The organism is Natronobeatus ordinarius (assembly GCF_024362485.1).
GTDB classification, from domain to species: Archaea; Halobacteriota; Halobacteria; order Halobacteriales; family Natrialbaceae; genus Natronobeatus; species Natronobeatus ordinarius.
Genome location: NZ_CP101456.1, coordinates 1,731,170 through 1,756,236, shown reverse-complemented (window position 1 = coordinate 1,756,236; position 25,067 = coordinate 1,731,170). Strand labels below are relative to the sequence as shown.

The following is a 25,067-nucleotide window of genomic DNA, read 5'->3' as shown; positions in this document are numbered from 1 at the left end:
TCTCACCCCGGTGAGTGTCATCGTCCCACCTCTTCGAGGACGTTCGTCCGGATCGCGACCGCCAACGGGTACGGAACCGCGAGCAGGCCCGAGAGGAGCGCGACGCCGAAGGCGTACGGAACGAAGATCGGGTGGACGCGAACGACGGGTCCCGAGTCGATGATCGCTCCGGCGAGTTCGTTGACGGCGACGATCCCGCCGACCCCGAGTGCGATGCCGACGAGCGCTCCGCCGGCGGTCGTCACCAGCGTCGTGATCGCGACCACGGAGAGCCGACTCGACGTGGAGAAGCCAACCGCCGCGAGAATCGCGAGCGTCCGTCGGTCCTCGTCGACGGCCAGCCCCGCGGTCGTCGCGACGACGAGCGAGCAGACGGCGACGCCAACGACCAGTGCGATCGCACTCGTCGCGAGCGCTAACCCGTCACCGAAGAGCGTCTCGGGATCGACGCTCGAGGTCGTCTCGATCGTCGCGTACGGGTAGGCCTCCTCGCTGGCCGCCGCTGCGGAGTCGTCGTCACCCCAGACCAGGATTCTGTCGGCGAGCTCGCCGTGACCAGCACCGGTAATGGCCTGAAGTTCGTCGAGCGAGACGAGCACGACCGGAACGTCGGTGTCGGAGTTGGCGGACGAGCGCTCGACGCTCGCAACGGTCCACGTCTCCGGGTCGTCCCCGTCGTCCGTCGTCGTGACGACGACCTCGTCGGCTGCCGACGCCTCGAGCTGGGCGCCAGCGGCTTCAGAGAGGACGACCCCCTCGCCATCCAGGTCGTCGGTTGGGAGCCCGGCGACGGTCGCCGGCTCGTCTCCGGGGACGACGCCGACGGCGAGGACGCGCTGTGGGTCGTCACGCCCGGGCGGTTGCACCTGGATCGTCTCGACGAGGACCGGGGACGCGTGGTCGACGCCCGCCGTCGAGCGAATCCGCTCGGTTCGTTCGGTGGTGTCTCCGAGTCTCGAGCGCTCGACGCCGTCGACGGCCGACAGCGTACTCTCGTCGTGAGGGACGATGCGGACGTCCGCGTCGTCGTGGGTCGCGATGCCGTCGTCGGCGAGCGCGAGCGCGACGCCCGTGACGAGCAAGAGGAGCGCGATCGTCAGGCCGACGACGCAGACGGTCGCGAACAGCCGTCCCGTCGAGAGCGTCGTCGCCCGCGTCCGCAGCCGGGAGATCGACAGCCCCACGAGACCGATCCAGCGCGAGCGGCGCGACTGTCGAGGCTCATCGCTCATCCGCAATCACCGACCCGTCACGAAGGCTGATCGCTCGGTCGGTGACAGACAGCACCGAGACGTCGTGCGTCGCGATCAACACCGTCCGATCGTCGGCGACGTCGGTCAGCAACTCGAGCACGTCCGCCCCCGTCGCGGTGTCGAGTTCGCCGGTCGGCTCGTCGGCGACGATCACGTCCGGGTCGGTCGCGAGCGCCCTGGCGATCGCGACGCGCTGTTGCTCGCCACCGCTGAGTTCCCCGGGGAGGTGTGTGGCGCGATCCTCGAGGCCGACGCGCTCGAGCAGTTCCGTCGCACGCTTGCGACGGCTGCGCTTCGTATATCCCGCCTGGACGAGCGGGAGGGCGACGTTCGCCCGAGCGGACAGCGACGGGAGGAGGTGAAATCGCTGGAAGACGATGCCGACGTGTCGCCGGCGCGCTTTCAGTCGCCCCCGGTTCGAGAGCGCTGTGAGTGGCGTCCCGAACAGTTCGACGGTTCCGGACGTCGGAACGAGTAGCCCGGCGACAGCGTGCAGGACCGTCGACTTGCCGCTTCCGCTCGGCCCCGTCAGCCCGACGACCTCGCCGGTCCGGACGGTGAACGAGACGTCACGGAGTGCGGTCACCGATCGGTCGCGACCCGATCGAAACCGCCGACCGCTCGAGCCGTACTCGTGAGTGACGTCGTCGAAGCGAACGGCCGTCGAACCGTCCTCGCCTGTCGATCCGTCCTCAGTCGAGCGTCGGTTCGTGTGTGTACGAGGAAACATCTCACACGTGTGCAGCGTACCTCATCGGAGGCGCCACCGACCCATTGTTTCTGCTCACCTACCCGGACTTTCGTGAGTACATACGTTCGTTCACGCTCACGTATCCGTGACTGTCTCTGAATCCGATCTGAATGCGGGCTAACGTGTCTGTCGGTGCGTCAAGCGCCCCAATCCGGCGAGAGGGGGACAGAGCGCGACGGTGCCCTGCTCGAGGGACACCGTACCACCGACGTAAGCGGTGATTCACGGACCGACGTGGGCCGGACTATCGATGTCCGAGGTGGCGATCGATCACAGCGCAGCGCGGGAGCTCGTCGGCCAGGGACGACACACTCCGAAACCGTCACCGGACCGGTCAACTCTCGATGAGACGGGCACCACCGGTCGCGTTTGCGAGTGATCGACAGAATTCGGCGCTCAACGGGCGTGACGGGCGAGAATGAAAAACCGATAGGCTTTATGTGGGTGTGTGTGGCAGCCACGGTATGGATGCTGGGGAGTCAGTAAGTGTATCGGTCGTTCGCGCCGTCGCAGCGCGTGAAGACGTGCAACCGGTACAGCTTACCCCACCGCTTCACGACGCCGTAGACACCGACGCACTCGACGCGCTCTTTCGTTCGATCGATCCCGAGGACTCCGAATCCAACGTCCGGGTCGAGTTTTCCTACCGTGGATACACCATTCTCGTCGAGGGTCCCAGCCAGATAGTGGTGACCGACCGGGCCACGACCGCCGAATCCGACCACCGGCCAGCCGGAGACTCCATCGGGGATTGAGACGGATCGCCGTGACGAGTGTGGCGCAACCGCCCCACATTGCGGTTGTATCGGCAGAGCGCTACAGCAGACCGCCTCACTCGACGGCCGTCTCGTCCCCACCCCGGCGGCCGTGCTGGACCCAGACGGTCTTGCGGTTCACGAACTCCAGGATGCCGTCGCGTCCGAGTTCGCGCCCGTATCCGGAGTCTTCGACGCCGCCGAACGGGTGGCGCGGATCCGACTTGACGAGTTCGTTGACGAACGTCAACCCGGCCTCGAGTTCTCGACAGACGCGCCGTCCGCGCTCGAGATCCGTCGTCCAGACGCTGGCGCCGAGCCCGAACCGGGTGTCGTTGGCGAGTTCGATCGCAGCCGCCTCGTCGGGCACCGAGAAGACGGCGGCGACGGGGCCGAACACCTCCTCACGGGCGGCGGGTGAGTCCTCGGGGACGTCCGTCAGCACCGTGGGCGGGTAGAAGTAGCCCTCGCGCTCGAGTGGCTCGCCGCCGAGTTCGACGGTCGCTCCGGCGTCGACGGTCGCCTCGACCTGGTCGACGAGAGCTGCGACGAGGTCCGACCGCGCCTGGGGACCGACGTCCGTCACGGGGTCCATCGGGTCGCCGACGGTGAGGGCGTCCATCTCCGCCGTAAAACCGTCGACGAACGCCTCGTAGACGTCCTCGACGACGACGAACCGCTTGGCGGCGATACAGGACTGTCCGGAGTTGATCGTCCGGGCCCGCGCGCCGACGCGACAGGCCGCCTCGAGCGGTGCATCCTCGAGGACGACGAACGGGTCGCTGCCGCCGAGCTCGAGGACGGTCTTCTTGAGCTCCCCGCCGGCCGTTCCCGCGACGGCGCGGCCGGCTCCGTCGCTGCCGGTGAGCGTGGCGGCGGCGAGCCGGTCGTCCTCGAGGATACGTTCGACCTGATCTGCGCCGACGAGCAACGAGGTGAAGACGCCCTCGGGGTAGCCGGCCTCCTCGAGCACCGCTTCGATGGCGAGCGCGCAGCCAGGGACGTTCGAGGCGTGTTTGAGCAGCCCGACGTTCCCGGCAGTCAGGTGCGGCGCGATGAAGCGAAACGCCTGCCAGAACGGGAAGTTCCACGGCATGACGGCGAGCACCGGCCCGAGCGGTTCGTAGCTGGTGAACGCCGCCACGTCGGCGTCGGCCGCCAGCCGTTCGTCGGCGAGGAACTCGCCTGCGTGTTCGGCGTAGTACGCACAGACCCAGGCGCACTTCTCGACCTCGGCTCGCGCCGAGTCGATGGGCTTGCCCATTTCCTCGGTCATCACCGCGGCGTACTCGTCCTCGTTCTCGCGGAGGACGTCGGCGGCCGACTCGATGAGTTGCTCGCGTTCGGTCACGTCGCGGCGCCGCCAGTCGTCGAACGCCTCGTGGGCCGCCTCGAGGGTCTCGTCGATCGCTTCCTCGTCGTGATCCTCGTACGTCTCGACGGGATCGCCGGTTGCAGGGTTTACGGATTCCATGGGTGTGACTCCTCGCGGGGATCGAACCGCTCGGTAGAGCCACACCGACGCGACCTATATACCTGGGGCTCAGGCGCCAGCGTTCACCGGCAACCTCGACTCGTTCGAACCGCGTTCGCCGGCTGCGTCAGTTATCTCGCTCCAACCGGCGCACCAGCGGGCGCTTCTCGCCCGGCGGCGTAGGCCACGTACGCCGCGATCAGTGCGCCGAGCGCGCCGACGACCACGTTGCTCCAGACGAGACCTTCGGCCGCCACGTCGGCGCCTGCAACGGCGCCGACGGCGAACTCGCCCGCGAACGCGAAGGGCGCGACGATCGTCCACAGGCCCAGGAGCACGACGAGCGACATCACGCCCGTGCTGGTCGGGTGACCGGTCACGATTCGGTAGTAGTTGTAGCCGGCGAGCAAGAAGACTGCCCCGCCGACGATGACGTTGTTCCACAGGGTCGACGCCGCCGCCTCGTAGACGAACGGCGAAAGCAGAACCCAGAGGCCGATCAGGGAGACGATTCCGCTCAGCCACTTCTGATCCTCGGGTTCGCCCTGCCCCTGCGTCCGCGTCTCGCCAGGGTCGGATTCGTCTCGAAGCTGTGCCTCGTCGGTAGTCGGTTCGTCAGTTGGGGACTCACTCATGATCGATCCTCGTCCGGCGGTACTCCGAAGCCGTTCAAAAACCGGCTCGATCGTTTTGCTCGAGTGTTCGAAAGTAGCGGCCAGGGTCGCCCAAACCCATAATTTGCACTTTCTAGGACTCGATACAAAAGCCCAGGTTTCGACGTCAGTACAGTGTTACTGTCACCCCTCAGAAGGTCGAAACGATCTTGGGAGAGATCGACTCATCCCCGCCTGAGTTCGACGGCACCCGGTTGCTCGCTGTCGGATCCAGGTCGGGGTTCGACCGATCGCCAGTAATAGCGTATTACCGGTTGTCTCGAGGACCGTCCCGCGAACGGAGCGACGTCGGCGCGAGGTAGTGGGGGCAGGTGGTCGTTTTATCCCGTTCGGTGAAGTCCCTGTCCTATGCCTCCAGGACAGCCGACGCGCCGACGCGTGTTGCGTGCGGCCGGTGGCACCGTCGCGACCGTTGCGGGCGCTCGAGTCGGGTCAGCAACCAACGAGTCGTCCGACGAAACGCGGTACACGGACGTGTACGAGGAGACGATCGACGGCGTCGTGCTCGTCCAGGTCGCCGGAGTGGACGGCCAGAGCCCGGGTGGGCTGGGTTCGGGGTTCGTCTACGACGACGAGCACCTCGTCACGAACGACCACGTCGTCGGCCAGGAAGCGTCGGTGCAGGTACAGTTCAGCGACGAGTCGTGGCGATCGGCGACGGTCGTCGGGACCGACCCGTACAGCGACCTGGCCGTGCTGTCCGTCGAAGCGCTCCCAGACGGCGCCGAGTCGATCCCGATCAGCGAGTCCGACCCGGTCGTCGGGCAGGAAGTCGTCGCGCTCGGCAACCCGCTGGGACTCGACGCGTCGGTCTCTCGAGGAATCGTGAGCGGAGTCGACCGATCGCTGCCGAGTCCGACCGGATTCGACATCCCTGCGGCGATCCAGACCGACGCCCCGGTCAATCCCGGTAACAGCGGCGGACCGCTGGTGACCCTCGACGGCGACGTCCTCGGGGTCGTCTTCGCGGGCGCCGGACAGACCATCGGCTTCGCCATCGCCGCAGCCCTGCTCCAGCGAGTCGTTCCCGCGCTGATCGACGACGGCGAGTACGATCACCCCTACCTCGGCGTCGGCGTCGCGCCGGTCACACCGCCCGTTGCGGCCGCGAACGACCTCGAGGATACGGCAGGCGTCCTCGTCCTCGAGGTCGCACCGGACTCGCCTGCCGCCGACGCGTTCGAGCCGCCGAGTGAGACCACGGTCGTCGACGACACCCCCGTTCCCGTCGGCGGCGACGTCATCGTCGAGCTCGCGGGTGAAGCCATCCCCAACCAGGAACGGCTCTCGGCAGTGCTCGCACTCGACGTAACGCCCGGGGAGACGATCGAGGTCGACGTCGTTCGGGACGGTGAGCGTGACACGCTCGAGGTGACGACCGCCGCTCGTCCGGAGCCGTGAGCCGTCACGGACGAACGCGCCGACGTCGGAGACTCATACTGACGGTTGAAACTCACTCGATGGGGATTCGAACGACCTCGCGAGTCGGCGGCTCGATCGGCACGGCGAGGCCGTCGGCTGTCCCCTCGAGTGCCTCGAGTTCGTCGCGGATGCCGTTGTGGTGACCCGCGCCGACGATCGCGACCACGTCGTAGCCCTCGTGGCGGAGCGTGTGGAGCCGGCGAGCCATCGCGCGGTCGCGGCGGTCGATCAGCACGTCCGTGACCTCGGGGAGCAGCCGGCGCATCGCGTCCACCATCGGCTGGACGTCGTCGCCGTGCTCGACGTCCCGGAGCGGAATCGTCGTCGCCTGGAGCTGTGCGAGGCGTTCGGCAGGTGGCATCGTGCTCGAGCGAAGCAACAGCTTCGGGATCGTCTCCGGGCCGAGCCGACGGGTCAACTCGGTGAGGGTCTCGCCGATCGGCTCGTCGATCAACGCGACGTCGAGCTCGAGTTCGGCGGCGGTCTCGATGGCGGTCTCCATCTCGGTCTTTCCCGGATCGAGTCCGTACAGCCGCAAGACGGTTTGCTGGATGGTCTGGAGCGTGCCGTAAGCGATCGCCGCACCCGGCGGCATCGTTCGCCACAGCTCGTCGGCGGTGTGTCCCGCCCGTGTGAGCCGTTCGAATCGACGTTCGTCGAGTTCGATGGCGACGAGGTCGGGGCCGACCGCGTGGATGACCTCGCGAGTTCGACGACGGTGCGTCGGCGAAAAGTGAACGCTCGGTACGATGGTGATCGTCCCCTCACTGGACATGGATGATCGTTCGTCGCCGAGCGGCTTGAACCCACACCGCGACGGTCTCGTCTTCCTGACGGTTCGCGGCGACGGCTGCTATCGGCAGTACGACTCGCCTGTAGTACTTTGGTCCTCCACGACGAACGGCCTCTATGAGCAATCCCGCGGAGGTGAAAGCCGTCGGCGTCAGCGTCGACGAAGAAGGAGTCGGGGCGCCAGCCGTCGTCCTCGAGGCGCGCGAGGAGCTGTTACCGATCTTCGTCGGACCAGGCCAGGCGCGCTCGATCGAGGAGGCCCGCCAGAACGTCCCGTCGGAGCGGCCGATGACCCACGACCTGCTCGTCGAGATGATCACCGACTTCGGCGGCGCGTTCGACCGCGTCCGGATCGACGACCTCGCCGGCGGTACGTTCTACGCGAAAGTCGACGCGGAGCTCATCAGGGACGGTGAACGCCAGCAGAAAGTGTTCGACGCCCGGCCCAGCGACGCCATCGCGCTCGCGGTTCGGGTCGACTGTCCCATCACCGTCACGGACGACGTGCTCGACCGCGCCGGCGTCCCGGCCGACGCGCTCGACGTGGAAGACGTGGACGACGTCGACCGAGATATGTCGGGTTGGTGACAGCCGGATTCACGCTTCGGCTGTGGCGCCACCGTCGGCGTCTAGGCGGCTCGCTTCCTCGGCGGCCAGCAGTTCCTGGTAGCGGTTGCGGATCGTGACCTCGCTCATCTCGGTGACCTCGCTCACCTCGTGCTGGGTGAGTTCGGCGTCGGTGAGCAACGCGGCGGCGTAGATGGCCGCGGCGGCGAGGCCGACCGGCGATTTCCCCACGTGCAGCCCCTCGCGGCGACCCAGCTCGAGCAGCTCGCGGGCTCGGCGTTCGGTCTCGTCTTCGAGCGCGAGTTCGCTGGCAAAGCGCGGGAGGTACTCGAGCGGGTCGGCCGGCTGGATCTCGAGGCCGAGTTCGCGGTTGATGTACCGGTAGGCGCGCGTGAACTCCTGTTCGTCGACGCGGCTCACGGTGACCATCTCGTCGACCGAGCGCGGGACTCCCTCCATGCGCGCGGCGGCGTGGAGGCTCGCGGTCGCGACTCCCTCGATCGACCGCCCCGGCAGGAGGTCGCGCTCGAGCGCCTGCCGGTAGATCACCGACGCCGTCTCGCGGACGCTCTCGGGGAGGCCGAGCGCGCTGGCCATCCGGTCGATCTCGCCCAGGGCCTGTTTGAGGTTGCGCTCTTTGTGGTTGCGAGTCCGGAAGCGCTCGTCCCACGTGCGAAGGCGCTGCATGGTGCGGCGCTGGCGACTCGAGAGCGTCGAGCCGTAGGCGTCGCGATTCTGCCAGCCGATCGTGCTCGAAAGCCCCTCGTCGTGGAGCATCTTCGTCGTGGGGGCGCCGACGCGGCTCTTCTCGTCTCGCTCGGCGGCGTCGAACGCGCGCCACTCGGGGCCGCGGTCGACCTCGTCTTCGTCGACGACCAGGCCACACTCGGCACAGATCGTCTCGGTGCCCTCGCTCTCGAGGCGCCCGCCACACTCGGGGCAGGTGACGGTGGCTTCGTGTTCGCGTTCGCGTTCGTTCTCGTTCTGGCGTTCGTGTTCGTCTCGCGTTCGGGTCGTCTCGTGTCGGTTCGAGTCGGTGCGCTCGTGGGCGCTGAAGGTGATCTTCGTCATTTGAATACGGGGTGGAAGGGCGGCACTCGTCAGTCGAGCGGCGCTCACGTTTGCCACTCGTCCGGGAGCAATTCACCTAAAGTTAGTCTCAACGATTTATAAACCTTTCGCCAAAAGAGACGCCGTTCATAGGTCCACGGTTAGGTGAGAGACAGGCAAAACTGCCGTCGACTACCGGATCAGGCTCACTCGAATCGGCGCCCGGAAGGCGACGGCTTCGGTGACGCTCCCGAGGAGGATCGGGGAGTCTTCGCCCCGGCCGTGGCTGCCCATCACGATGTGCTCGACGTCCTCGTCCTCGGCGTACGCGAGGATCTCCCTATCGGGACGGCCGACGGCGGTCTCCGTCTCGAGGTCGACGTCGTGCTCGTCGGCGAGCTCGCGCGCCTCCTCGAGCACCTCCTCGCCCAGTTCGTGGGCGCGGTCGTACCACTCGGTCGAGCCGTGACGCGGTTCGACCTCGGCGTGGTACTCCGCGTCGGCGACGCTGTACCCCGGTTCGGTCGGGTCGATCACGTGCAGTGCGAGGATCTCCGCGTCGGGATACTCCCCGAGAGCGACCTCGAGGGCTCGACGCGACAGCTGTGACCCGTCGACCGGGACGAGAATTCTGTCGTTCACGTCGAACCCGTACACCGGGAGAACGCAAAAAGTTCACTACCGTTAAGCCCGTCGCAGGAGAACGATTCGTAGCCCCGGCACGAAGTGGCGATTGTACATGTACGATACGATTCTCGTCGCGATCGAGGATGAGTCGGCCCGCAAGACGCTCGAGTACGCGGTCGGACTCGCCGACCGGATCGACGCAGCGCTCCACGTGCTCACCGTCGTCGACGCGACGGGCAATCCGATGAAGTTCGGCGTGGCAGAAGTCGACGACCTCAACCGCGCCGCATCGACCCTCCGTGAGGAAGCCGTCACGGCCATCGACGACCGCGACGTCGAACTCCACGCAGCGGTCCGACGGGGCCGCCCCGACGAGGAGATCCTCGCGTACGCCGACGAGATCGAGGCCGGACTGATCCTCGTCGGCCGGCAGGGGGAACGCGACCTCCCCACTGCGATCCTCGGGAGTACGACTGACCGACTCGTCCGACAGTCGCCCGTCCCGGTCGCGGTCGTTCCGGACGCGAACGACGTCGAATCCGAGTGACCTGGTGCCGGGCCGACCAAACACTTTATTCGAAGCTGACGTTCGACGACGTGTGACCGCTCACTATCTGGTTCCGACGGACGGCTCCGAGCAGGCGACGAAGGCACTCGAGTACGTCCTCGAAACGTTTCCGGGGTCGACGGTGACTGTGCTCTCGGTGGTCGAACTCCAGGGACCGTCCGGCGAGTCGATCGCACCCGGCTGGTTCGACGACGAGGCACAGAGCGAAGCCGAGCGTCGCGCCGAAGAGACGCTCGAGGAAGCGCGCGAGCTCGCCGCCGAGTACGACGTCGACCTCCAGACGGCAATCGGCGTGGGCAGCCCGGCTCGATCGATCGTCGATCAGGCCGACGAACGCAACGTCGACCACGTCGTGATGGGCAGCCACGGCCGAAGCGGCGCGGCGCGTCTCCTGCTCGGGAGCGTCGCTGAAACGGTCGTCCGACGGGCACCCGTGACGGTGACCGTCGTCAGGTGACGGTGCCGTGGCGATACTGGCCGTCGGCCGGTGGAGCCGGGCCGGACTGGTGTCAGACGTCGTGTCGCCTCCGACAGTCGTCACAGATCGCGGCGTTGAACCACTTTCGTTCACCACACCCGTGGCAGAGCTGGTGCCACTCGAACTCGAGGTCGATCGTCCGATGCTCGACGGCTGCGTTGGTTGCCCCCCACTCGGCGTCGGTCGACTCGTCGACGTGGGCCGTCGTGCCGAACGCAGTCTCTGTCCGGCGACGACTGTCACCCCCCTCATCCCACATGGGCGGACGTGCACCCACGAGCAGGGTAAGTAACGACTCCCTTCCGACGAGTCGATCGATCGTTGGCCACCACGTACCAGTCGTCCGTCGGAATAAATATCTCATTTCTTACCTGGTGCAATAGCCGATGGCCTACGCCGACGGGCTGGCTCCACGCAGCGACGGCCAGGCCGGGCCGACGAGTCAGCGACGTCGACGGAGCCGTCCCCGAACGTACAGCCAGAGGAAGGCGACCGCGAACGCCACGCCGACGAGTTCGTACGGTTGCTCGTGAAACGTCAGGATCGCCGCGGCGACGACCAGCCCCGCAGCGATGACGGCGTAGCCGACGGCCCCGTCTCCGTCGTCGTCGTCGACGGGCTGGGTTCGAACGACGAGTTCGCCGCGCTCGAGTTGCCCGAAGACGCGGTCGAACCGGGCGGGTGCAGCCGCGATGACGGGCACGGACTCGCGCAGGTCGTCGCGCAGGTCCGCGAGCAGGCTCTCGAGCTCGCTCTCGATGAAGCCGTGATCGACGAGGAAGTCGCGGGTGACGGCGATGAAGTCGAACTCGGGATCGAGCGATCGGCAGACCCCCTCACCGACGGTGCCGGCGCGGATCAGCAACATCACGTTCGGCGGAATGCGGAAGGGGAAGTCGTGCAACATCGTCATCAACTCGGTGATGATCGCCCGCCAGGTGATCACGGAGCGTCCCTCGAGGTTCTCGATCACGAGCCGGAGCACGTTCCGAACGGCCACGCGGTCGACCGTCGGCTCGAGTACCTCGAGCGCGATGAGCGTGTTCAACAGGCCGTCGACGTCCCGACGAACGAGCGTCCGGTAGAGGCTGACGATATCCTCCTGGGCGCTCGGGGTCAGCCGCTGGCTCATCCCGAAGTCGTAGATGACGAGTCGGCCGTCGTCGGTCACCGCGAGATTGCCCGGATGTGGGTCGGCGTGGTAGACCCCGTCGACGAGTCCCATCTGCAGGTACGTCCGGGCGATCAGCGTCGCGAGCGCCGTTCGATCGATACCGCGGTCGGCGAGAGCGTCCTCGTCGGTGATCTTCGCTCCTGCGACGAACTCCATCGCGAGGACCCGTTCCGACGAGAGCTCCTCGTGAACGGCCGGGACGACGACCCGGTCGGGATCGAGATTCGCACCGATCTCGCGCATGATCGCCGCCTCGCGTTCGAAGTCGAGCTCTTCGAGGATGATCTCCTCGAAGTCGTCGGCGACGTTCTCGAGGGAGTAGCGCTGGTTCTCGGGGGCGAAGGCGGCGACGATCGGGAGGATCGCGTCGATCACCCGCAGGTCGCGCTCGATGATCGCCGTGATCCCCGGCCGGCGCACCTTCAGGGCGAGGCGCTCGCCGTCGTGCTCGACCGCGTAGACGAACGCCAGCGAGCCGCCGGCGACCGGCTCGAGCGTCTCGAGGTCGACCAGCTCGGCGAGTTCCTCCTCGACGACGGTCAGCGGATCGCCGCCGACGTCCTCGGGGACCTCGTCCTGGAGCGTCGCGAACGTCTCGGCGTAGATCGGCGGGACGACGTCCGGCCGCGTCGAGAGCACCTGCCCGACCTTGATGAACGCCGGGCCGAGCTCGAGCATGAGCTCGGTCATCCGCTCGGCGCGGCGTCGGTGGACCGCCTCGGGAACGCGCCGCGGCGGGCCGAACAGCAGGAACCGCCGCCGATCCCGCAGGAACGCCAGCGCGAACGGGAGAAAGCGGAGAACGACCTGGAGGTACCGGCGGTAAAATCCCCTCATCGTCGACGACTCGCAGGGAGCTCGATGGAGTGGCCGTACATACCGGCGTTTCGGACAACTGGCACAAATACGTGACTCATGGACGCCCCGGCGAAGCGACCGCGTGCGGACGGCACCATCCGTACGCCTCCTCCGGCGATCTCATCCGTCTCACCCAATCCGACGATCGAAAACCGACGTGGGGCTTCTTGACCGTCGCCGTCGTAGCCCCTCGAGATGTACGACACGATCGTCGTTCCGGTCGATGGAACCCCCGGTGCAGAAGGTGCGATCGCTCGAGCGCTCTCGCTCGCCGCCGACGACGACGCAACCGTCCACGCGATCTCGGTGATCGAGTCGTGGGACGATGTCGCCGACCTCACCGACGAACAGCACGAGCAGGTGCGTCGCTCGAGCGAGCGACGCGGTCGCGACGCGACCGCCCACGTGATGGAGCTGGCCGATTCGGCGGGCGTCGAGGTCGTCCGCCACGTCAGCGAGGGCGTCCCCTACCGCGAGATCGTCGCCTACGCCGACGAGGTCGACGCCGACCTGATCGTCATGGGCACCCGCGGCGAGGCCGCCCTCGAGGACGTCCGGCTGGGTAGCACCACCGAACGCGTGCTCACGACCGCCGACGTCCCCGTGATGGCCGTCCGCCTGGGCGACGGGCCCGAGTCGGTTCCCGACCCGTCCGACGTCAGGACCGGCCGGATCGTGATCCCGACTGACGGCAGCGACGCCGCCGAGCGGGCCGCCGAGGGTGCGCTCGACCTCGCCGAGGTCGTCGGCGCGGGCGTCGACGTCGTCTACGTGATCGACCGGACGGTGTACGACCTCGAGGACGCGCCGCGGAGCATCGTCGGCCTGCTCCGGGAAGGGGGCGAGAACGCTCTCGAGACCGTCGCCCAGGAGGCGACCGATCGTGGACTCGACGTCAACACCGAACTCCTTCGTGGGGTCCCGGAGGAAGAGATCCTCGCGTACGCCGACGGCGTCGACGCCGACCTGCTCGCGATGGGCACCCGCGGACGCGGCGTGGGCGCGAGCGCCGACCGACTCCTGGGGAGTACGACGGCGCGCGTCGTCCGTCGCTCCGAGCGACCGGTGCTGACGGTCAACTGAGCGTCCTCGAGCGGCGACCGCCAGCGACGGCTCTCCCGCCAGTTGTAGGATCCAGTAAACCCACTCCATAAAATATATTTTTCTGCCAGTTCAAGCAGGTCGGTACAGCAATGATCCCCCTTCCAGGCGGACCAGAACTCCTCCTCATATTATTTATCGTCTTCGTTCTACTGTTCGGGATACTCGGACGGTGGATCTACCGTGACGCGAAAGATCGGGGGAGTGACTGGGCGTGGCAGTGGGCAACTGGCATTCCCATCATGTTCATTCTCGGATTGGTTCCGGGCCTCCTCGCCACGATCATCTATCTCCTCGTTCGGGGGGAGAAGGTCGAGCAGTAGGCGTACCTGCTCGGCCTCCAGCGAGAACGCCAACGACGGCACACACCTCAGGCCGTCAACACCGGCACGTCGGCCGTCCGGACGACGCGCTCGGCGACGCTGCCGATCTTGTGGTCGCGCGAGTGGCTCTGGCCCTGGTAGCCGATGACGATCAGGTCGGCGTCGACCTCGTCGGCACAGTCGTGGATCTCCTCCCAGGGGCGGCCGTGACAGATGGTCCAGCTCACGTCGATACCGTCGTTCTCCGCCCGGTCGGCGAGCCCCTCGAGCATCGCTTGCCCCCGCTCTTCGAGCTGGTTGAGGACGATGGCCGAACTCGAGAGGGCGGGCTCGCCGTAGCGGTGGGTCTCGACGCAGTACAGCGCGTGCACCGTCGCGCCGTACCGATCGGCGAGCGTCAGGGCGTGTTCGATCGCGCGGTTCGCGGGGTCGCTACCGTCCGTCGGGACGAGTATCGTATCGTACATGGGTGTGAGAGTCGTCGGTGAGTATTCGGGAACGATCAGGCCGTGATCACGGGGCGGCCGGCGTAGCGGACGACGCGCTCGGCGACGCTACCGATCTGGCCGCCCGCCGGGCCGCCGAGCCCGCGGTTGCCGATCACGACGAGGTCGGCGTCGATCTCGTCGGCGTAGGTGTCGATCTCCTCGCTCGGGCGGCCGCGTCGGACCGTCGCCGTGACGTCGACGTCCGACCGCTGCTCGACGTCCTCGAGGAGCGCCGATCCCTGTTCCTCGAGGTCCTCGATGACGGCACTCGAGTCGGCGAGCGCAGCGGAGCCGTACCGTCGCGTGTCGACGACGTACACCGCGTGGAGGTCGGCGTCGAACGTCGAGGCGAGGCTGGTGGCGTGCTCGATCGCCCGGTTCGCCGCGTCGCTCCCGTCGGTCGCGACGAGAATCGTGTCGTACATTGGCGCCCACCGCTACCACGAACGCCCCCATATAATTCACCCGTCGTTCCCGCGTCACGGGAAGTCGTCGACGTCGCCGCCGTCAGCGACGCTCGACGAGTGCGTCGGCCCTGCTCCGGACGCGAATCGGCTCGAGCTTCCCGGCGAGCTCCTCGGCTTCGGCGAGCTTTCCGGGCGTCTCGGCGTAGATCGTGTAGAGCTCGTCACCTTCGTCGACCGGTTCGCCGGCGACGCGGTGAAGCTCGAGGCCGGCACGGTGGTCCTTCGGCGCGCCAGCCCGGCGCGCGAGGTCACAGAGCTGCCGGTTGTCCACCCGCGAGATCATCCCCGACCGGCCGGCCCGGATCGTCGCCGACTCCGACCCCGGCTCGAGGTCGTCGACGGAGACGTCGGGATCGCCACCCTGGGCGGCGACGATCTGCTGGAATCGCTCGAGCGCGCGTCCGGAGTCGAGGATGTCGGTCGCCGAGGCATCGACGCCACAGTGCTCGAGTAAGATGTCCGAGAGTCGGATCGACTTCAGCCGGAGCGGTTCGGGCCCGCCGCCCTCGAGCACCGAGAGGACGTCACGCGCCTCGAGGACGGGGCCGATGCCGTCGCCCGTCGGGTCGGTGCCGTGGGTGATCGCACAGACGACGTCCATCTCGAGGTGGTCGCCGACCCGCTTGAAGTCGTCTGCGAGCTCGCGGGCGGCGACGAGGCTCTCGACTTTCGCCCCCTCGCCGTAGGGGACGTCGATCAGGACGTGCGTCGAGCCCGCCCCGCGCTTCTTCGAGAGGACCGAGGCCATGAGCTGGCCCGGGGGGTCGATCGACAGCGGGTTCTCCGCGCGGATGATCTCGTCGTCGACCGGCGAGAGGTCCACGCCGCCGCCCCAGACGAGACAGCCGCCCGTCTCCGCGACGATCGCCTCGATTTCTTCGACCGTAAACTCGATCTCACAGAAGACCTCCATCACGTCCGCGGTCCCCGCCGGCGAGGTCACCGCCCGCGACGAGGTTTTCGGCATCGTCAGCCCGGCCTCGGCGACGATGGCGACCATAACCGGCGTCACCCGATTACCCGCGACGCCCCCGATCGAGTGCTTGTCGGCGACGATCGAGTCACCCCACGCGAGTTGCTCGCCGACTTCGGTCATCGCCTGGGTGAGGTGTTTGGTCTCCTCGAGCGAGAGGCCGTTCGCGTAGACGCCGGAGACGTACGCGCTCAACTCCACGTCCGAGAGTCGGTTCTCGTGGATGTCCCGGACGATCGCCTCGAGTTCGTGCCGGTCGAGTTCGACGTCGTCGAGTTTTTTCCTGACGTACCTGACCGACCGCGGCGTTCCGGCGAGCGTGACGTCGACGGCTCCCCGAAGGTGATGCAGCGGCTCCGTCACGCCGATCGTGCCGGGATCGACGAGTTCGTCGGTCACCTTGACGATCCCGGTCGTCGCAGTCCCGGCCTGGCGGATCCGAACGCGGTCGAGCGGGTGGGCACCGAGTTCGTCGGCGTCGGCCGTGTTCAGGAGGACCGTCGGCTGGTTCGTCCCGATATCGATCGAGGCGGCCTCGAGGTTCATTCGTACTCCCTTCGTGCGACCGCGAGGGCAAAACGGTGGTGGTCGGTTCGTCGTCGACGGGCCGACGACACCACCACGCACCGGACGGCGAGACACTGTGGATACTGGACAGCGGCGCCTCCGCCACGCTGGCGCGTGCGGGAGCGGGTGGGAGCGGGCGGGCGGGTACCGACCGGAATTAAGTATCGGCTGCCCTTTCTCTCACCCATGCCGATCTACACCGGTCGCGGCGACGAAGGGAAGACGGACCTGCGTGACATGACCCGCGTTTCGAAGGCGAGTCACCGGATCGAGGCGTACGGCGCCGTCGACGAACTCAATGCACTCGTCGGAACCGTCCGACCGACGGGCTACGAGGACGTCGACGAACAGCTCGAGGCCGTCCAGAATCACCTCCACGTCGTGCAGGCCGACCTCGCGAACCCGGACCCGGCCGAGGACGACCCGGTCGTTAGTGGCGACCACGTCGAGGAGATCGAAGGCTGGATCGACGGCTACGACGAGGAACTCGAGCCGCTCCGCTCGTTCATCCTCCCGACGGGCAGCGAGACGGGAGCCAAGATCCACCACGCGCGCACCGTCTGCCGACGCGCAGAGCGTCGTGCGGTCGCACTCGCGACCGAAGAACCGATCAACCAGCAGGTGATCGAGTACCTCAACCGGCTCTCAGACGGCCTGTTCACGCTCGCCCGCGTCGTCAATCAGCGTGACGGCGAGCCCGAGGGCGAGCCGACGTACTGAACGGCCGGCCGCGCTCGCCACCGGCCGAGCCACACGATTCGGTAGCGGCGGCTCGACGTATACACTGTGTGCACGTGTACATCGACGTTCGGCGGCGACGCCGTCGAACGCACCGCGATGACTTCCGGTGAGAACGACTGTCGAGTCCGGTTCGAGCCACCTCAGATTTCGGTGACGTAGTGGTGCTCGTCCGAAAGCGCCTGTGCGTCCTCGGGGAGTAACGCGACGACGAGACAGTCGACGAACTCCTCGAAGTACTCGACGAGGTCGGCGATGCGTTCGGAGTCGATCGCCTCGAGCGAATCGAGCAGCATGAACGGGACGACGTCGTACACGTCGTGGACGAGGTAGCCCGCCAGCGTGAACACGAGGCCGGTCACTTCCCGTTCGCTCTCAGAGAGGTGGTCGATCGTATCTTCGTAGGTGGCCCCCTCCTCGCTCGTTCGGACGACGTGGAGGTCGAACGCCGACCGCGACACCGTCCGCCGCCCCTCGCGAACCGTTCGTTCCCGCCGTTCGATCCAGATCCGCTCGATGTTCGCGTACTCGAGCACGGCGAGGATCGATTCCATGTGCTCGTTGAACGCTTCGACGGCCTCTCGCTCGATGCGGTCGACGCGGGTCCGCAACTCGGTAAGCTCCGCCTCGAGGTCCTCGCGTCGCGCCTCGAGTTCCTCGCGTTCGTCGAGCCGTTTCTCGAGGTCTGCGATCTGGTCGGCGACCTCGGCTCGTTGTGCTTCTTTCTGCTCGAGTGTGAGTTCGAGTTCGTTCGCCCGGCGGTGTGTCTCGAGGACGTCGCTGTAATCGGCGCCCTCGAAGCGCTCGGTTTCGGCCTCGAGTTCGGCGATCGCGTCCAGTTTCTCGTCGCGTCGCTCCTCGAGTTTGGCGATGCGATCGTCGTGGGCCTCGAGGTCGGTGTCGATGGTCGCCAGCCGACGCTTGAGGTCGTCGAGGCGGCGCTGTTTCTCCCGGCGCTCTTTCTGCCGCGACGAGAGGTCGTCGATCGTCCGCTGGAGCTCGTTCCGTTCGCTCAGCTTGTCTTGATGAAGCGAGCGCAGCCGCTCGAGGGTCGTCTCGATCCGATCGCGGTCGACCTCGGAGCCACAGGTCCAGCAAACGATCTCGTCGGTATCGGCCAGCAGCTGATCGGTAACGTCCCCGTCGTCGTCGGCCTCGAGACCGATGCCGCCATCTTCGAGCCGTTCCTCGTTGAAACGGATGACGCCCTGGAGTTCGCTCACCGTCGTCTCGAGTGACCGTTTGCGTTCACGAAGCTCCTGGATGCGCCCTTCGAGCCGGTCTGCGGACTCGAACTCTTCGTTCGTGAACTCGTCGTACTCGTCTTCGAGCCGCTCGCGTTCGCGTTCGAGTTCGCGTCGGCTCTCACGCTCGGTTTCGAGGTCGTACTCGATCGTCTCGAGTTCCTTTCTGGCGGCCCGCAGCCGGGAGAACGTCTCCTCGAGTTCGTCTTTCTGGCTCTGACTCTCCTCGAGGTCGGCGTCGAGTGTCTCGAGTTCGGCCTCGACGTCGGCGAGATCGGCCTCGAGTGCCTCGATCTCGTCGGCGAGTGCACGGTTTTGCTCCTCGAGACCGGGCAGCTCGCGGGCGAACTGCTCGAGTTCGTCGATCCGGTCGTCGAGATCCCGCTTTTCGGCCTCGAGCAACTGGATCTGCGCCTGGATCTCGTCGGTGTCGATCGGGCGCATGATGAGCTCGCGTAAGTCGTCACCACGGCCGACGGCCCGGCGAGCCTCGTTGGACTCGAGCAAGAACGCGAACAGATCCGCGAGTTCGGCCTGCTCGTCAGTGAGGTACGGGTCGCCGCCGAAGCTCACCGTGCCGTTCTGGCGCTCGAGCGAGCGCGTGTAGGTGTCGTCGCCGAAGGCCAGCTCGACGAACCCTTCGTCGGCGTCGCCTTTCAGCGAGGGGCGATCACTGCCGAGTGCGGCCATGATCGCCTGCAGGAACGACGTTCGATTCGTCGCGTTGCGGCCAGTGAGGACGTTGACTCCCGGCCGTAACGAGACGTCGGTCGCGTCGATCCCGCCGACGTTCGATACTGCTACCTCGATCTGATCTTCTATCGACTCTGCTGCGGACATATGTTAGAGGTCATGGGGGTTGATTATGAATACGCTCGACTTGCAGTTGCCACCGTGTGAGCCACAGTCGACCGACGACACGCCGTCAGCCACAGTCACAGCCACCTCGTTCGATCAGTTCCTCGACGGCGTAGTCGGTTCCGCAGTCGTTACAGACCACACGAACGTTGACAAACACCTCGTAAGGTCGATCGCGCAACAACTCGGCGTTCACCAGTTCCTCGATCGTCGAGTCGGTCACCACCTGCGTTCGGCTGATCAGTCGCTGAACGGTCTCTTTCTTGCGTTCGACGCGGTCACCCTCGTCTCGCTCGAGTGTGGCTTCGCGAACGTTCGTGAGGTACGTGTGGATGGCCTGATGGGTGACGAAACTTCGTAGTACGTCGTCCACGTCGATGCCGGCTCGCTCGAGTTCGCGCCGTTTCCGAATCGTATCCGAGCGCGACACGTCGTCGGCAGTGAGCGTGTGGTACGTACTCTCTACGTCGGCCGTGACCGTCGACTCACCGGCTGCCGACAGCGCAGCCCGCAACACGGCGACGTTGAACCCGGTTGCGAGGTCACGCAGGCTCTTCCGTTCGGTCCCGTCGCCGGTCCACTCGGCCTCGAGGCGTTCTCCCCAGCCGTCGAGACCGTACTCTTCAATGACCCGTTCGACTTTCGTCCGCCGTCTGTTTTTTTCACGCGCCATGGAGACACCGTCGTCCGCCCGGGGACGCGCGTCGACGAGATCGCCGAGCGGTTCCCCGGTCACTGACGTTGGCTTGGTTCCGTTCAGTTCGGCCGACTATGAACACGTTCGGACTCGACACGTTCCATCTCGTACAGCGCTGGCGAAAGGAAGTGTGAGAGAACCGTCTCCACGTACCGACCTGTCGACTCAGTGCATCCGCTGTGTTTCCGCAAGACCGAGGCTCACAGTCGATCACGACAGTGGACCAGATGATGTATCGTTACTTTAAGATTGTCATCTGCAAACTGCAGCGCTCGGCGATCAGAGCCGGGATCCAGTCGGTCGACGGCTCGGGAGTGAGTCGCTCGGCAGGCGTCGGCCGACCCGAGACGACGTGTCACCAGGACTATGCGATGGTGACTGGTGACGATCCGGTTTCGACAACACTACGCGTGTAACGGCACCCCCCTGATCGACGAACTCGGCGAGCGAATTTATTCGATTGGCAAGCATGTCGTCCAAGGCGCATTTCGGTGGCGCTGACAGTCCAGCAGCCGAACCGTCCCGCCAGCAGTCGTACCGGCGTGCCACGCGTTCTTCCATTCGTGAGCCCGGATCTCGTGGGTTGGGGCGGAACAAACAGCTCGGCAAGACGTTCCGGGACGCTCACTTCGTTCGCTGCGCAGTTGTGACTTCTAGGGTTCAAACTACCCGAGCGTAACGGATTTGCTGCTCTCGGAGTTGCTCGCGGCAGAAATAGGTTGGGGCAGATTTGAACGACGCCGAGACGTGCTCGCTTCGCTGCGCGCGACTCGTCTAATATCAAATCTGCCCAACGTAACGGATTTGCGCCTCACGGAATTGTTCGGCGCAAAATCAGTGGGTTGGGGCAGATTTGAACTGCCGACTTCCTCCGTGTGAAGGAGGTATCATAACCGGACTAGATCACCAACCCGCAGTCGGCTGTACCCGACCGCGAAACTTAAGACTTCCTTTCCGAATCCGGCGGCTGCTCCTCGTTCGGCGAGATGCCGCCCGCTCGAGGCGACACCGCCCGTTCCGGAGCCGTGTACGACGTGTCGGTCGCGGTGAGAAGGTTTACGCCCGCCGGGACACACTCTCCGACGATGTTCGAGCGACACCCGGTTCCCACCCCGTTCCCGGTGGATCCGGTCAACGTGTACGTCGCCGGTCGGACGATCGTCGACCCCGGGCCAGCGACCGACGAGGCGTGGTCGATCGTAACCTCGGCACTCGGCGCACGCGGCCTCGAGCCCGCGGACGTCGAGCAGGTGCTCGTCACGCACCCACACCCGGACCACTTCGGGCTCGCGCGACGCTTTCGCGACCGCGGTGCACGCGTCCTCGCGAGCGAGGCGACGGCCGCGATTATCGCGGCGTACGACGACCGCCTCGAGTACGAGCGACGCTACTTCCGCGAGGCGTTTCACAGACACGGACTGTCCGAATCGCTGGTCGAACGCGTCTTCGAGTTCACCGCGGCGCTGAGCAGATACGTCTCGGACTGTCCGGTCGACCGACTCCTCGCGGACGGCGACGTCGTCGACGTCGGTTCGACGGCGCTCACCGCCGGGGAAGTCACCGGCCACGCGCCGGGAGAGCTGTGTTTCTCGTACGAACACGACGACCAGCGGCGGGCGATCGTCGGCGATCACGTTCTCGCCGAGATCACCCCCAACCCGCTGTTGCAGCCGCCCGAAGAGCCGGAAGGTGACCGGCCGCGCGTGCTTCCGGCGTTCAACGAGTCGCTCGAGCGCCTTCGTGACCGCGGGTTCGACCGGTTGCTTCCGGGACACGGCCCGCTCGTCGACCGCCCGGAGAAGCGAATCGACGAGCTCCTGGCAGCCCACGAGGAACGCACCGCCACCGTGAACGCGCTCGTCTCGGGGTCCACGACAGCCGCCGAGGTGATGGACGGGTTGTTCGGCGACCTTCCCCCACAGGAGGTGTTCAGCGGGATGAGCGAGGCGATCGGCCACCTCGACGTGCTCGAGGAACGCGGGCTGATTGGTCGCCGAACCAACGGCGCAAACCGCATCACCTACGAGCCCGCGTGAGAAAGCCGGCGATATGAACGACCTCCAGCCCGTCGCTCTCGGCGACGAACCGGCCGACCTCGTACTCGAGGGCGGCCGCGTCTACTGTTCGAGTCGCGGCGCATTCCTCGAGCGGGACGTCGCGGTCGTCGGCAACCGGATCGCAGCCCTGCTCGAGGACGGAAGCGACGTCGTGGGTCCGGACACGCGGGTGCTCTCGGCGACCGACCGCGTGATCCTGCCGGGGCTGATCGACGCGCACACGCACGCCGACATCCACGCCACAACCGAACGGATGTGCCCGTATCTGCTCGCGGCGGGGACGACCTCGATCGTCACCGAACCCTCGGGGCTCGGAGCGCTGTTCGGTCCCGAGGGGCTCGAGACGTTCCTCGAGGTGACGGCCGACCTTCCGCTGTCGGTCTACCACACCGTTCCGCCCCAGCCGTTCGTCGACACGTTCGAACCGGCGCGGGCAGACGAAGACGAACTCGAGGGGTACGCGTCGCTGCTCGCACACGAGCGCGTCGTCGGCGTCGCCGAGATCGACTGGATCCACGTCGTCGGCCGCGACTCCCCGGTCGACGCCCTCTACGAGCGGGCGGCAGCGGAGGGTGTCAAAATCGTCGGCCACGGCGCTGGCTGTCGCGGTGACGCCCTCCGCGCGTTCGCGACGGTCGTCGACGACGACCACGAAGCGATCTCACCCGAGGAGGTGATCGAGCGAGCCGAACACGGGATCCACGTCGTCGGCCGCTGTGGCTCGATCCGCGACGATCTCGCCGCCGTAACCGAGGCGCTCGAGGACGTCGATCCCGCGAGCGTCTCCCTGTCGACCGACGGCACCTGGCCGACCGAACTGGTCGGCGGGTTCGGCATGGCGGAGGTGCTTCGGCGGACGATCGACGCGGGCGTCGAACCCGGAACAGCGATCGACATGGCGACGCGCAACACCGCCGAACACTTCGGCCTCGAGGGACGCGGCGTCGTCGCCCCGGGCGCGCACGCCGATCTGGTGGTGGTCGACGACCTCGAGTCGATGACGGTCGAGACGGTCATCGTGGAGGGATCGGTCGTCGTCGACGGGACTCCGCAGGTCGATCCCGAGGTGACTTACCCAGACTTCGTCTACGACTCCATCGACGTCGGGACCGGCCGTGATCGGTTCACCGCCCCGGTCGAGGCCGCACCCGACGGCACCGTTCGGGCGATGGAAGTGGGGCGTGGACTCCTCTCGCTCGAGACGGCCGTCGAACCCGCCGTCGGGGAGGGACGGTACGTCCCCGATCCGAACGCGGACGTCCTGAGCGCGACGCTGATCGACCGCGATCCGTCGACCGAGGATCGGGCGTTTACGGGCTTTCTCACCGGTTTCGGTCTCGAGTCGGGAGCCGTCGCGACGACGAACACCTGGGAGGTGGCTGGGCTCGTGACCGTCGCCGCCGATCCCGACGACGCGAGTCTCGCCGCTTCCCACGTCGCCTCGATGGGCGGGGGCTGGGCGATCGTCCGCGACGGCGAGGTAGTGGCTGACCTCCCGATGCCCGTCGCTGCCTTCGCGGCGGATCGTCCCGTTCCCGAGATCGCAGCCGAGTTCGAGACGCTCGAGGACGCCCTCCGGGAGCTCGGCGTCGATGTCGACCGACCCCTCCTGACGGTCCAGACGCTTACGTTCCCCGGCGTCCCGGCGCTGAAGCTCTCGACGTCGGGATACGCGGACGTTCTCGCGCGGTCGGTCGTCGGTCTCGAAGGCGAGGGCGAGGGCGAGAGTAATTAGATGACGTACTCGTCCTCGCGGAACTGGACGTAGTTGCCGTCACGGAACGTGTACTTCCGGCGCTTGTACGCCGCGAGGATCTTCGTCGCGCCGAGGCCTGCGGAGTACTTCTTCTTGAGCAGCGGTCCCTCGATGTCGGTGGCCGCCGTCATCCCCTGGACGATCTCGAACGCCCGGTCCCAGTCGTCGGGACCGTAGTCGGCGACGATGTCGGCGAAGGAGACGTTTCGGAGGATCTCGTCGCCGATGGCGCGCTTCCAGGCGTCGTTGTAATACTCGAGCGAGTCCGTCGCGGCGAGGCGGCCGGCGATCTTGCCCGTGCGGACGGCGACGTGGTAGCCGCCCTCGTGGAACGCCGAGGTCGTCCCCATCGCACCGCCGGCGACGGCGATGTTGGCCCGGACGGGGGAGTCGATCGGTCGGGTTGAGGAGATCGGGTACGTCTCGGTTCCCTTCGACTTGCCGCGGTTCTCGACGAGCGGGAACTCTTCTTCGACGTCGTACTCGTCGCCGTACTCGAACTCGAGCAGTCGGCTGACGTACTCGGCGCCCGTCGGAATCTTCTCGTCGGTGGGCTCGAGCAGTTTGTACGATTCGGGCGAGACGACGTCCTCGATGGTCATCCCGATAGGCATCGTGAGCCCGACGCGGGCAACGGTGCCGTCGTTCGGGAACACCCAGGGGTAGGCAGTCTCGCCGGGCATATAGCCCCACCAGAACTTCAGGCGATCCTTCTCGAAGACCTCCTCGGGGAACTCCCGGTACTCCTGGTAGGCGATGTGGTTGGCCGTCGGCGGGGAGAGGCACTCTGAGATGCTCCGTCCGGGCGGGGTGAACTGGTCGAGCGCTTCGAGGGTGATCCGGCGCTGGGGGCCGTCCGCGAGGATCACGTACTCGGCCTCGACTCTCTCGCCAGAGGAGAGCGTGAGCGTGTGCGTCAGCGTCTCGTAGTCGGTCTCGAGCGAGGTGACGCTCGTTCCGACGCGGAGGTCGGCCCCGGCGTCTTCGGCCCGTTCGTGGAGCCAGTCGTCCATGCGGGCGCGGTGGAAGGTGTAGCCGAACCTGGGGTAGGAGGCGTCGATCCCGGTCGTCTCGAGTTCGACGCGCGAGGTGGGCCCGATGAAGTCGACGCCGTCGAGCTCCTGGAGGATTACCTCGTCGGGAATCTCCCCGTGATCGAAGTCCATGATGTCGACCCAGTAATCGAGCATTCCGGCGGCGTCGGTCGAGTCCGGCCCGACCGCATCCCGATCTTCCCGTGGGACGCCCTGTTCGAACAACACCGTCTCGGCCCCGTGGGCGGCGGCCCGCTCCGCTGCGGATGCCCCTGCGGGGCCTCCACCGACGATCGCGACGTCAACGCGTTCCATACACCG

Annotated in this window: 25 protein-coding genes and 1 tRNA gene; 10 read left to right on the top strand and 16 right to left on the bottom strand. The window is 66.7% G+C overall.

Going from position 1 to position 25,067, the window contains the following annotated elements:
• Positions 1 to 17: 17 nt before the first annotated feature.
• A complete protein-coding gene (locus NMQ09_RS09095) occupies positions 18 to 1,232 on the bottom strand; it encodes an ABC transporter permease (RefSeq protein ID WP_255194271.1) in 1,215 nt (404 codons plus the stop codon).
• Positions 1,222 to 1,983 carry an ABC transporter ATP-binding protein gene (locus NMQ09_RS09090; protein ID WP_255194270.1) on the bottom strand — a complete coding sequence of 254 codons (762 nt, stop codon included), beginning with the start codon at positions 1,981 to 1,983 and terminating at the stop codon, positions 1,222 to 1,224. The genes NMQ09_RS09095 and NMQ09_RS09090 overlap by 11 nt, the downstream gene beginning before the upstream one ends.
• Before the next feature lie 485 nt (positions 1,984 to 2,468).
• Between NMQ09_RS09090 and ddfA the strand changes: the two genes are divergently transcribed.
• Positions 2,469 to 2,759: a DdfA family disk-determining factor gene (gene ddfA / locus NMQ09_RS09085; RefSeq protein ID WP_255194269.1), complete on the top strand. Its 291-nt coding sequence runs from the start codon at positions 2,469 to 2,471 to the stop codon at positions 2,757 to 2,759.
• 76 nt (positions 2,760 to 2,835) lie between these two features.
• On the opposite strand, the gene NMQ09_RS09080 is transcribed toward ddfA, so the two are convergent.
• Positions 2,836 to 4,233 carry an NAD-dependent succinate-semialdehyde dehydrogenase gene (locus tag NMQ09_RS09080; protein WP_255194268.1) on the bottom strand — a complete coding sequence of 466 codons (1,398 nt, stop codon included), beginning with the start codon at positions 4,231 to 4,233 and terminating at the stop codon, positions 2,836 to 2,838.
• A gap of 131 nt (positions 4,234 to 4,364) precedes the next feature.
• Positions 4,365 to 4,868, bottom strand: coding sequence for an SPW repeat protein (locus tag NMQ09_RS09075; RefSeq protein WP_255194267.1), 504 nt, complete (start codon positions 4,866 to 4,868; stop codon positions 4,365 to 4,367).
• 387 nt (positions 4,869 to 5,255) lie between these two features.
• On the opposite strand from NMQ09_RS09075, the gene NMQ09_RS09070 reads away from it, so the two are divergent.
• Positions 5,256 to 6,308 carry a S1C family serine protease gene (locus NMQ09_RS09070; protein WP_255194266.1) on the top strand — a complete coding sequence of 351 codons (1,053 nt, stop codon included), beginning with the start codon at positions 5,256 to 5,258 and terminating at the stop codon, positions 6,306 to 6,308.
• Between the two features lie 52 nt (positions 6,309 to 6,360).
• On the opposite strand, the gene NMQ09_RS09065 is transcribed toward NMQ09_RS09070, so the two are convergent.
• Positions 6,361 to 7,104 (bottom strand): TraB domain-containing protein, encoded by a 744-nt coding sequence (locus tag NMQ09_RS09065; protein WP_255194265.1) that lies wholly within the window; start codon positions 7,102 to 7,104, stop codon positions 6,361 to 6,363.
• Positions 7,105 to 7,238: 134 nt separating this feature from the next.
• Here NMQ09_RS09065 and NMQ09_RS09060 point away from each other — a divergent pair, with 134 nt between their 5' ends.
• Positions 7,239 to 7,709, top strand: a complete 471-nt coding sequence (locus tag NMQ09_RS09060; protein WP_255194264.1) for a bifunctional nuclease family protein — start codon at positions 7,239 to 7,241, stop codon at positions 7,707 to 7,709.
• A gap of 9 nt (positions 7,710 to 7,718) precedes the next feature.
• Here NMQ09_RS09060 and NMQ09_RS09055 read toward each other — a convergent pair whose 3' ends face one another.
• Positions 7,719 to 8,759: a transcription initiation factor IIB gene (locus NMQ09_RS09055; protein ID WP_255194263.1), complete on the bottom strand. Its 1,041-nt coding sequence runs from the start codon at positions 8,757 to 8,759 to the stop codon at positions 7,719 to 7,721.
• 171 nt (positions 8,760 to 8,930) lie between these two features.
• Positions 8,931 to 9,380: a universal stress protein gene (locus tag NMQ09_RS09050; protein WP_255194262.1), complete on the bottom strand. Its 450-nt coding sequence runs from the start codon at positions 9,378 to 9,380 to the stop codon at positions 8,931 to 8,933.
• Positions 9,381 to 9,477: 97 nt separating this feature from the next.
• Here NMQ09_RS09050 and NMQ09_RS09045 point away from each other — a divergent pair, with 97 nt between their 5' ends.
• The gene (locus tag NMQ09_RS09045; protein WP_255194261.1) at positions 9,478 to 9,912 is read left to right on the top strand and encodes a universal stress protein; all 435 of its coding nucleotides are present in this window, start codon (positions 9,478 to 9,480) and stop codon (positions 9,910 to 9,912) included.
• Positions 9,913 to 9,964: 52 nt separating this feature from the next.
• A complete protein-coding gene (locus tag NMQ09_RS09040; protein WP_255194260.1) occupies positions 9,965 to 10,390 on the top strand; it encodes a universal stress protein in 426 nt (141 codons plus the stop codon).
• A gap of 52 nt (positions 10,391 to 10,442) precedes the next feature.
• Here the strand turns inward: NMQ09_RS09040 and NMQ09_RS09035 are convergent, their stop codons facing one another.
• Complete coding sequence (locus NMQ09_RS09035) at positions 10,443 to 10,670, bottom strand: hypothetical protein (RefSeq protein ID WP_255194259.1); 228 nt, start codon at positions 10,668 to 10,670, stop codon at positions 10,443 to 10,445.
• A gap of 183 nt (positions 10,671 to 10,853) precedes the next feature.
• Complete coding sequence (locus NMQ09_RS09030; RefSeq protein ID WP_255194258.1) at positions 10,854 to 12,422, bottom strand: ABC1 kinase family protein; 1,569 nt, start codon at positions 12,420 to 12,422, stop codon at positions 10,854 to 10,856.
• A 216-nt stretch (positions 12,423 to 12,638) separates the two neighbouring features.
• Here NMQ09_RS09030 and NMQ09_RS09025 point away from each other — a divergent pair, with 216 nt between their 5' ends.
• A complete protein-coding gene (locus NMQ09_RS09025) occupies positions 12,639 to 13,526 on the top strand; it encodes a universal stress protein (protein ID WP_255194257.1) in 888 nt (295 codons plus the stop codon).
• A 110-nt stretch (positions 13,527 to 13,636) separates the two neighbouring features.
• Positions 13,637 to 13,867: a hypothetical protein gene (locus tag NMQ09_RS09020; RefSeq protein ID WP_255194256.1), complete on the top strand. Its 231-nt coding sequence runs from the start codon at positions 13,637 to 13,639 to the stop codon at positions 13,865 to 13,867.
• A gap of 47 nt (positions 13,868 to 13,914) precedes the next feature.
• Here NMQ09_RS09020 and NMQ09_RS09015 read toward each other — a convergent pair whose 3' ends face one another.
• The 3 genes from NMQ09_RS09015 to NMQ09_RS09005 all read right to left on the bottom strand — a co-directional run bounded on the left by NMQ09_RS09015 (position 13,915) and on the right by NMQ09_RS09005 (position 16,341).
• A complete protein-coding gene (locus NMQ09_RS09015) occupies positions 13,915 to 14,334 on the bottom strand; it encodes a universal stress protein (RefSeq protein ID WP_255194255.1) in 420 nt (139 codons plus the stop codon).
• 35 nt (positions 14,335 to 14,369) lie between these two features.
• Complete coding sequence (locus tag NMQ09_RS09010; RefSeq protein WP_255194254.1) at positions 14,370 to 14,780, bottom strand: universal stress protein; 411 nt, start codon at positions 14,778 to 14,780, stop codon at positions 14,370 to 14,372.
• Between the two features lie 82 nt (positions 14,781 to 14,862).
• Entirely contained in the window at positions 14,863 to 16,341 is a 1,479-nt protein-coding gene (locus NMQ09_RS09005) for an AMP phosphorylase (RefSeq protein WP_255194253.1), read from the bottom strand.
• A gap of 207 nt (positions 16,342 to 16,548) precedes the next feature.
• Here NMQ09_RS09005 and NMQ09_RS09000 point away from each other — a divergent pair, with 207 nt between their 5' ends.
• Positions 16,549 to 17,082, top strand: coding sequence for a cob(I)yrinic acid a,c-diamide adenosyltransferase (locus tag NMQ09_RS09000; protein ID WP_255194252.1), 534 nt, complete (start codon positions 16,549 to 16,551; stop codon positions 17,080 to 17,082).
• Between the two features lie 161 nt (positions 17,083 to 17,243).
• Here the strand turns inward: NMQ09_RS09000 and NMQ09_RS08995 are convergent, their stop codons facing one another.
• The 3 genes from NMQ09_RS08995 to NMQ09_RS08985 all read right to left on the bottom strand — a co-directional run bounded on the left by NMQ09_RS08995 (position 17,244) and on the right by NMQ09_RS08985 (position 20,812).
• Positions 17,244 to 19,184 (bottom strand): archaea-specific SMC-related protein, encoded by a 1,941-nt coding sequence (locus NMQ09_RS08995; protein ID WP_255194251.1) that lies wholly within the window; start codon positions 19,182 to 19,184, stop codon positions 17,244 to 17,246.
• Positions 19,185 to 19,269: 85 nt separating this feature from the next.
• On the bottom strand, positions 19,270 to 19,875 hold the full coding sequence (rdfA, locus tag NMQ09_RS08990) for a rod-determining factor RdfA (protein WP_255194250.1): 606 nt from the start codon (positions 19,873 to 19,875) through the stop codon (positions 19,270 to 19,272).
• Positions 19,876 to 20,737: 862 nt separating this feature from the next.
• Positions 20,738 to 20,812 (bottom strand) — tRNA-Val (locus NMQ09_RS08985).
• 172 nt (positions 20,813 to 20,984) lie between these two features.
• Between NMQ09_RS08985 and NMQ09_RS08980 the strand changes: the two genes are divergently transcribed.
• Positions 20,985 to 21,935: an MBL fold metallo-hydrolase gene (locus NMQ09_RS08980; RefSeq protein WP_255194249.1), complete on the top strand. Its 951-nt coding sequence runs from the start codon at positions 20,985 to 20,987 to the stop codon at positions 21,933 to 21,935.
• Positions 21,936 to 21,948: 13 nt separating this feature from the next.
• Positions 21,949 to 23,691 carry an adenine deaminase C-terminal domain-containing protein gene (locus NMQ09_RS08975; RefSeq protein ID WP_255194248.1) on the top strand — a complete coding sequence of 581 codons (1,743 nt, stop codon included), beginning with the start codon at positions 21,949 to 21,951 and terminating at the stop codon, positions 23,689 to 23,691.
• On the opposite strand, the gene NMQ09_RS08970 is transcribed toward NMQ09_RS08975, so the two are convergent.
• Complete coding sequence (locus NMQ09_RS08970; protein ID WP_255194247.1) at positions 23,688 to 25,061, bottom strand: NAD(P)/FAD-dependent oxidoreductase; 1,374 nt, start codon at positions 25,059 to 25,061, stop codon at positions 23,688 to 23,690. The genes NMQ09_RS08975 and NMQ09_RS08970 overlap by 4 nt on opposite strands.
• Between the last annotated feature and the right edge of the window lie 6 nt (positions 25,062 to 25,067).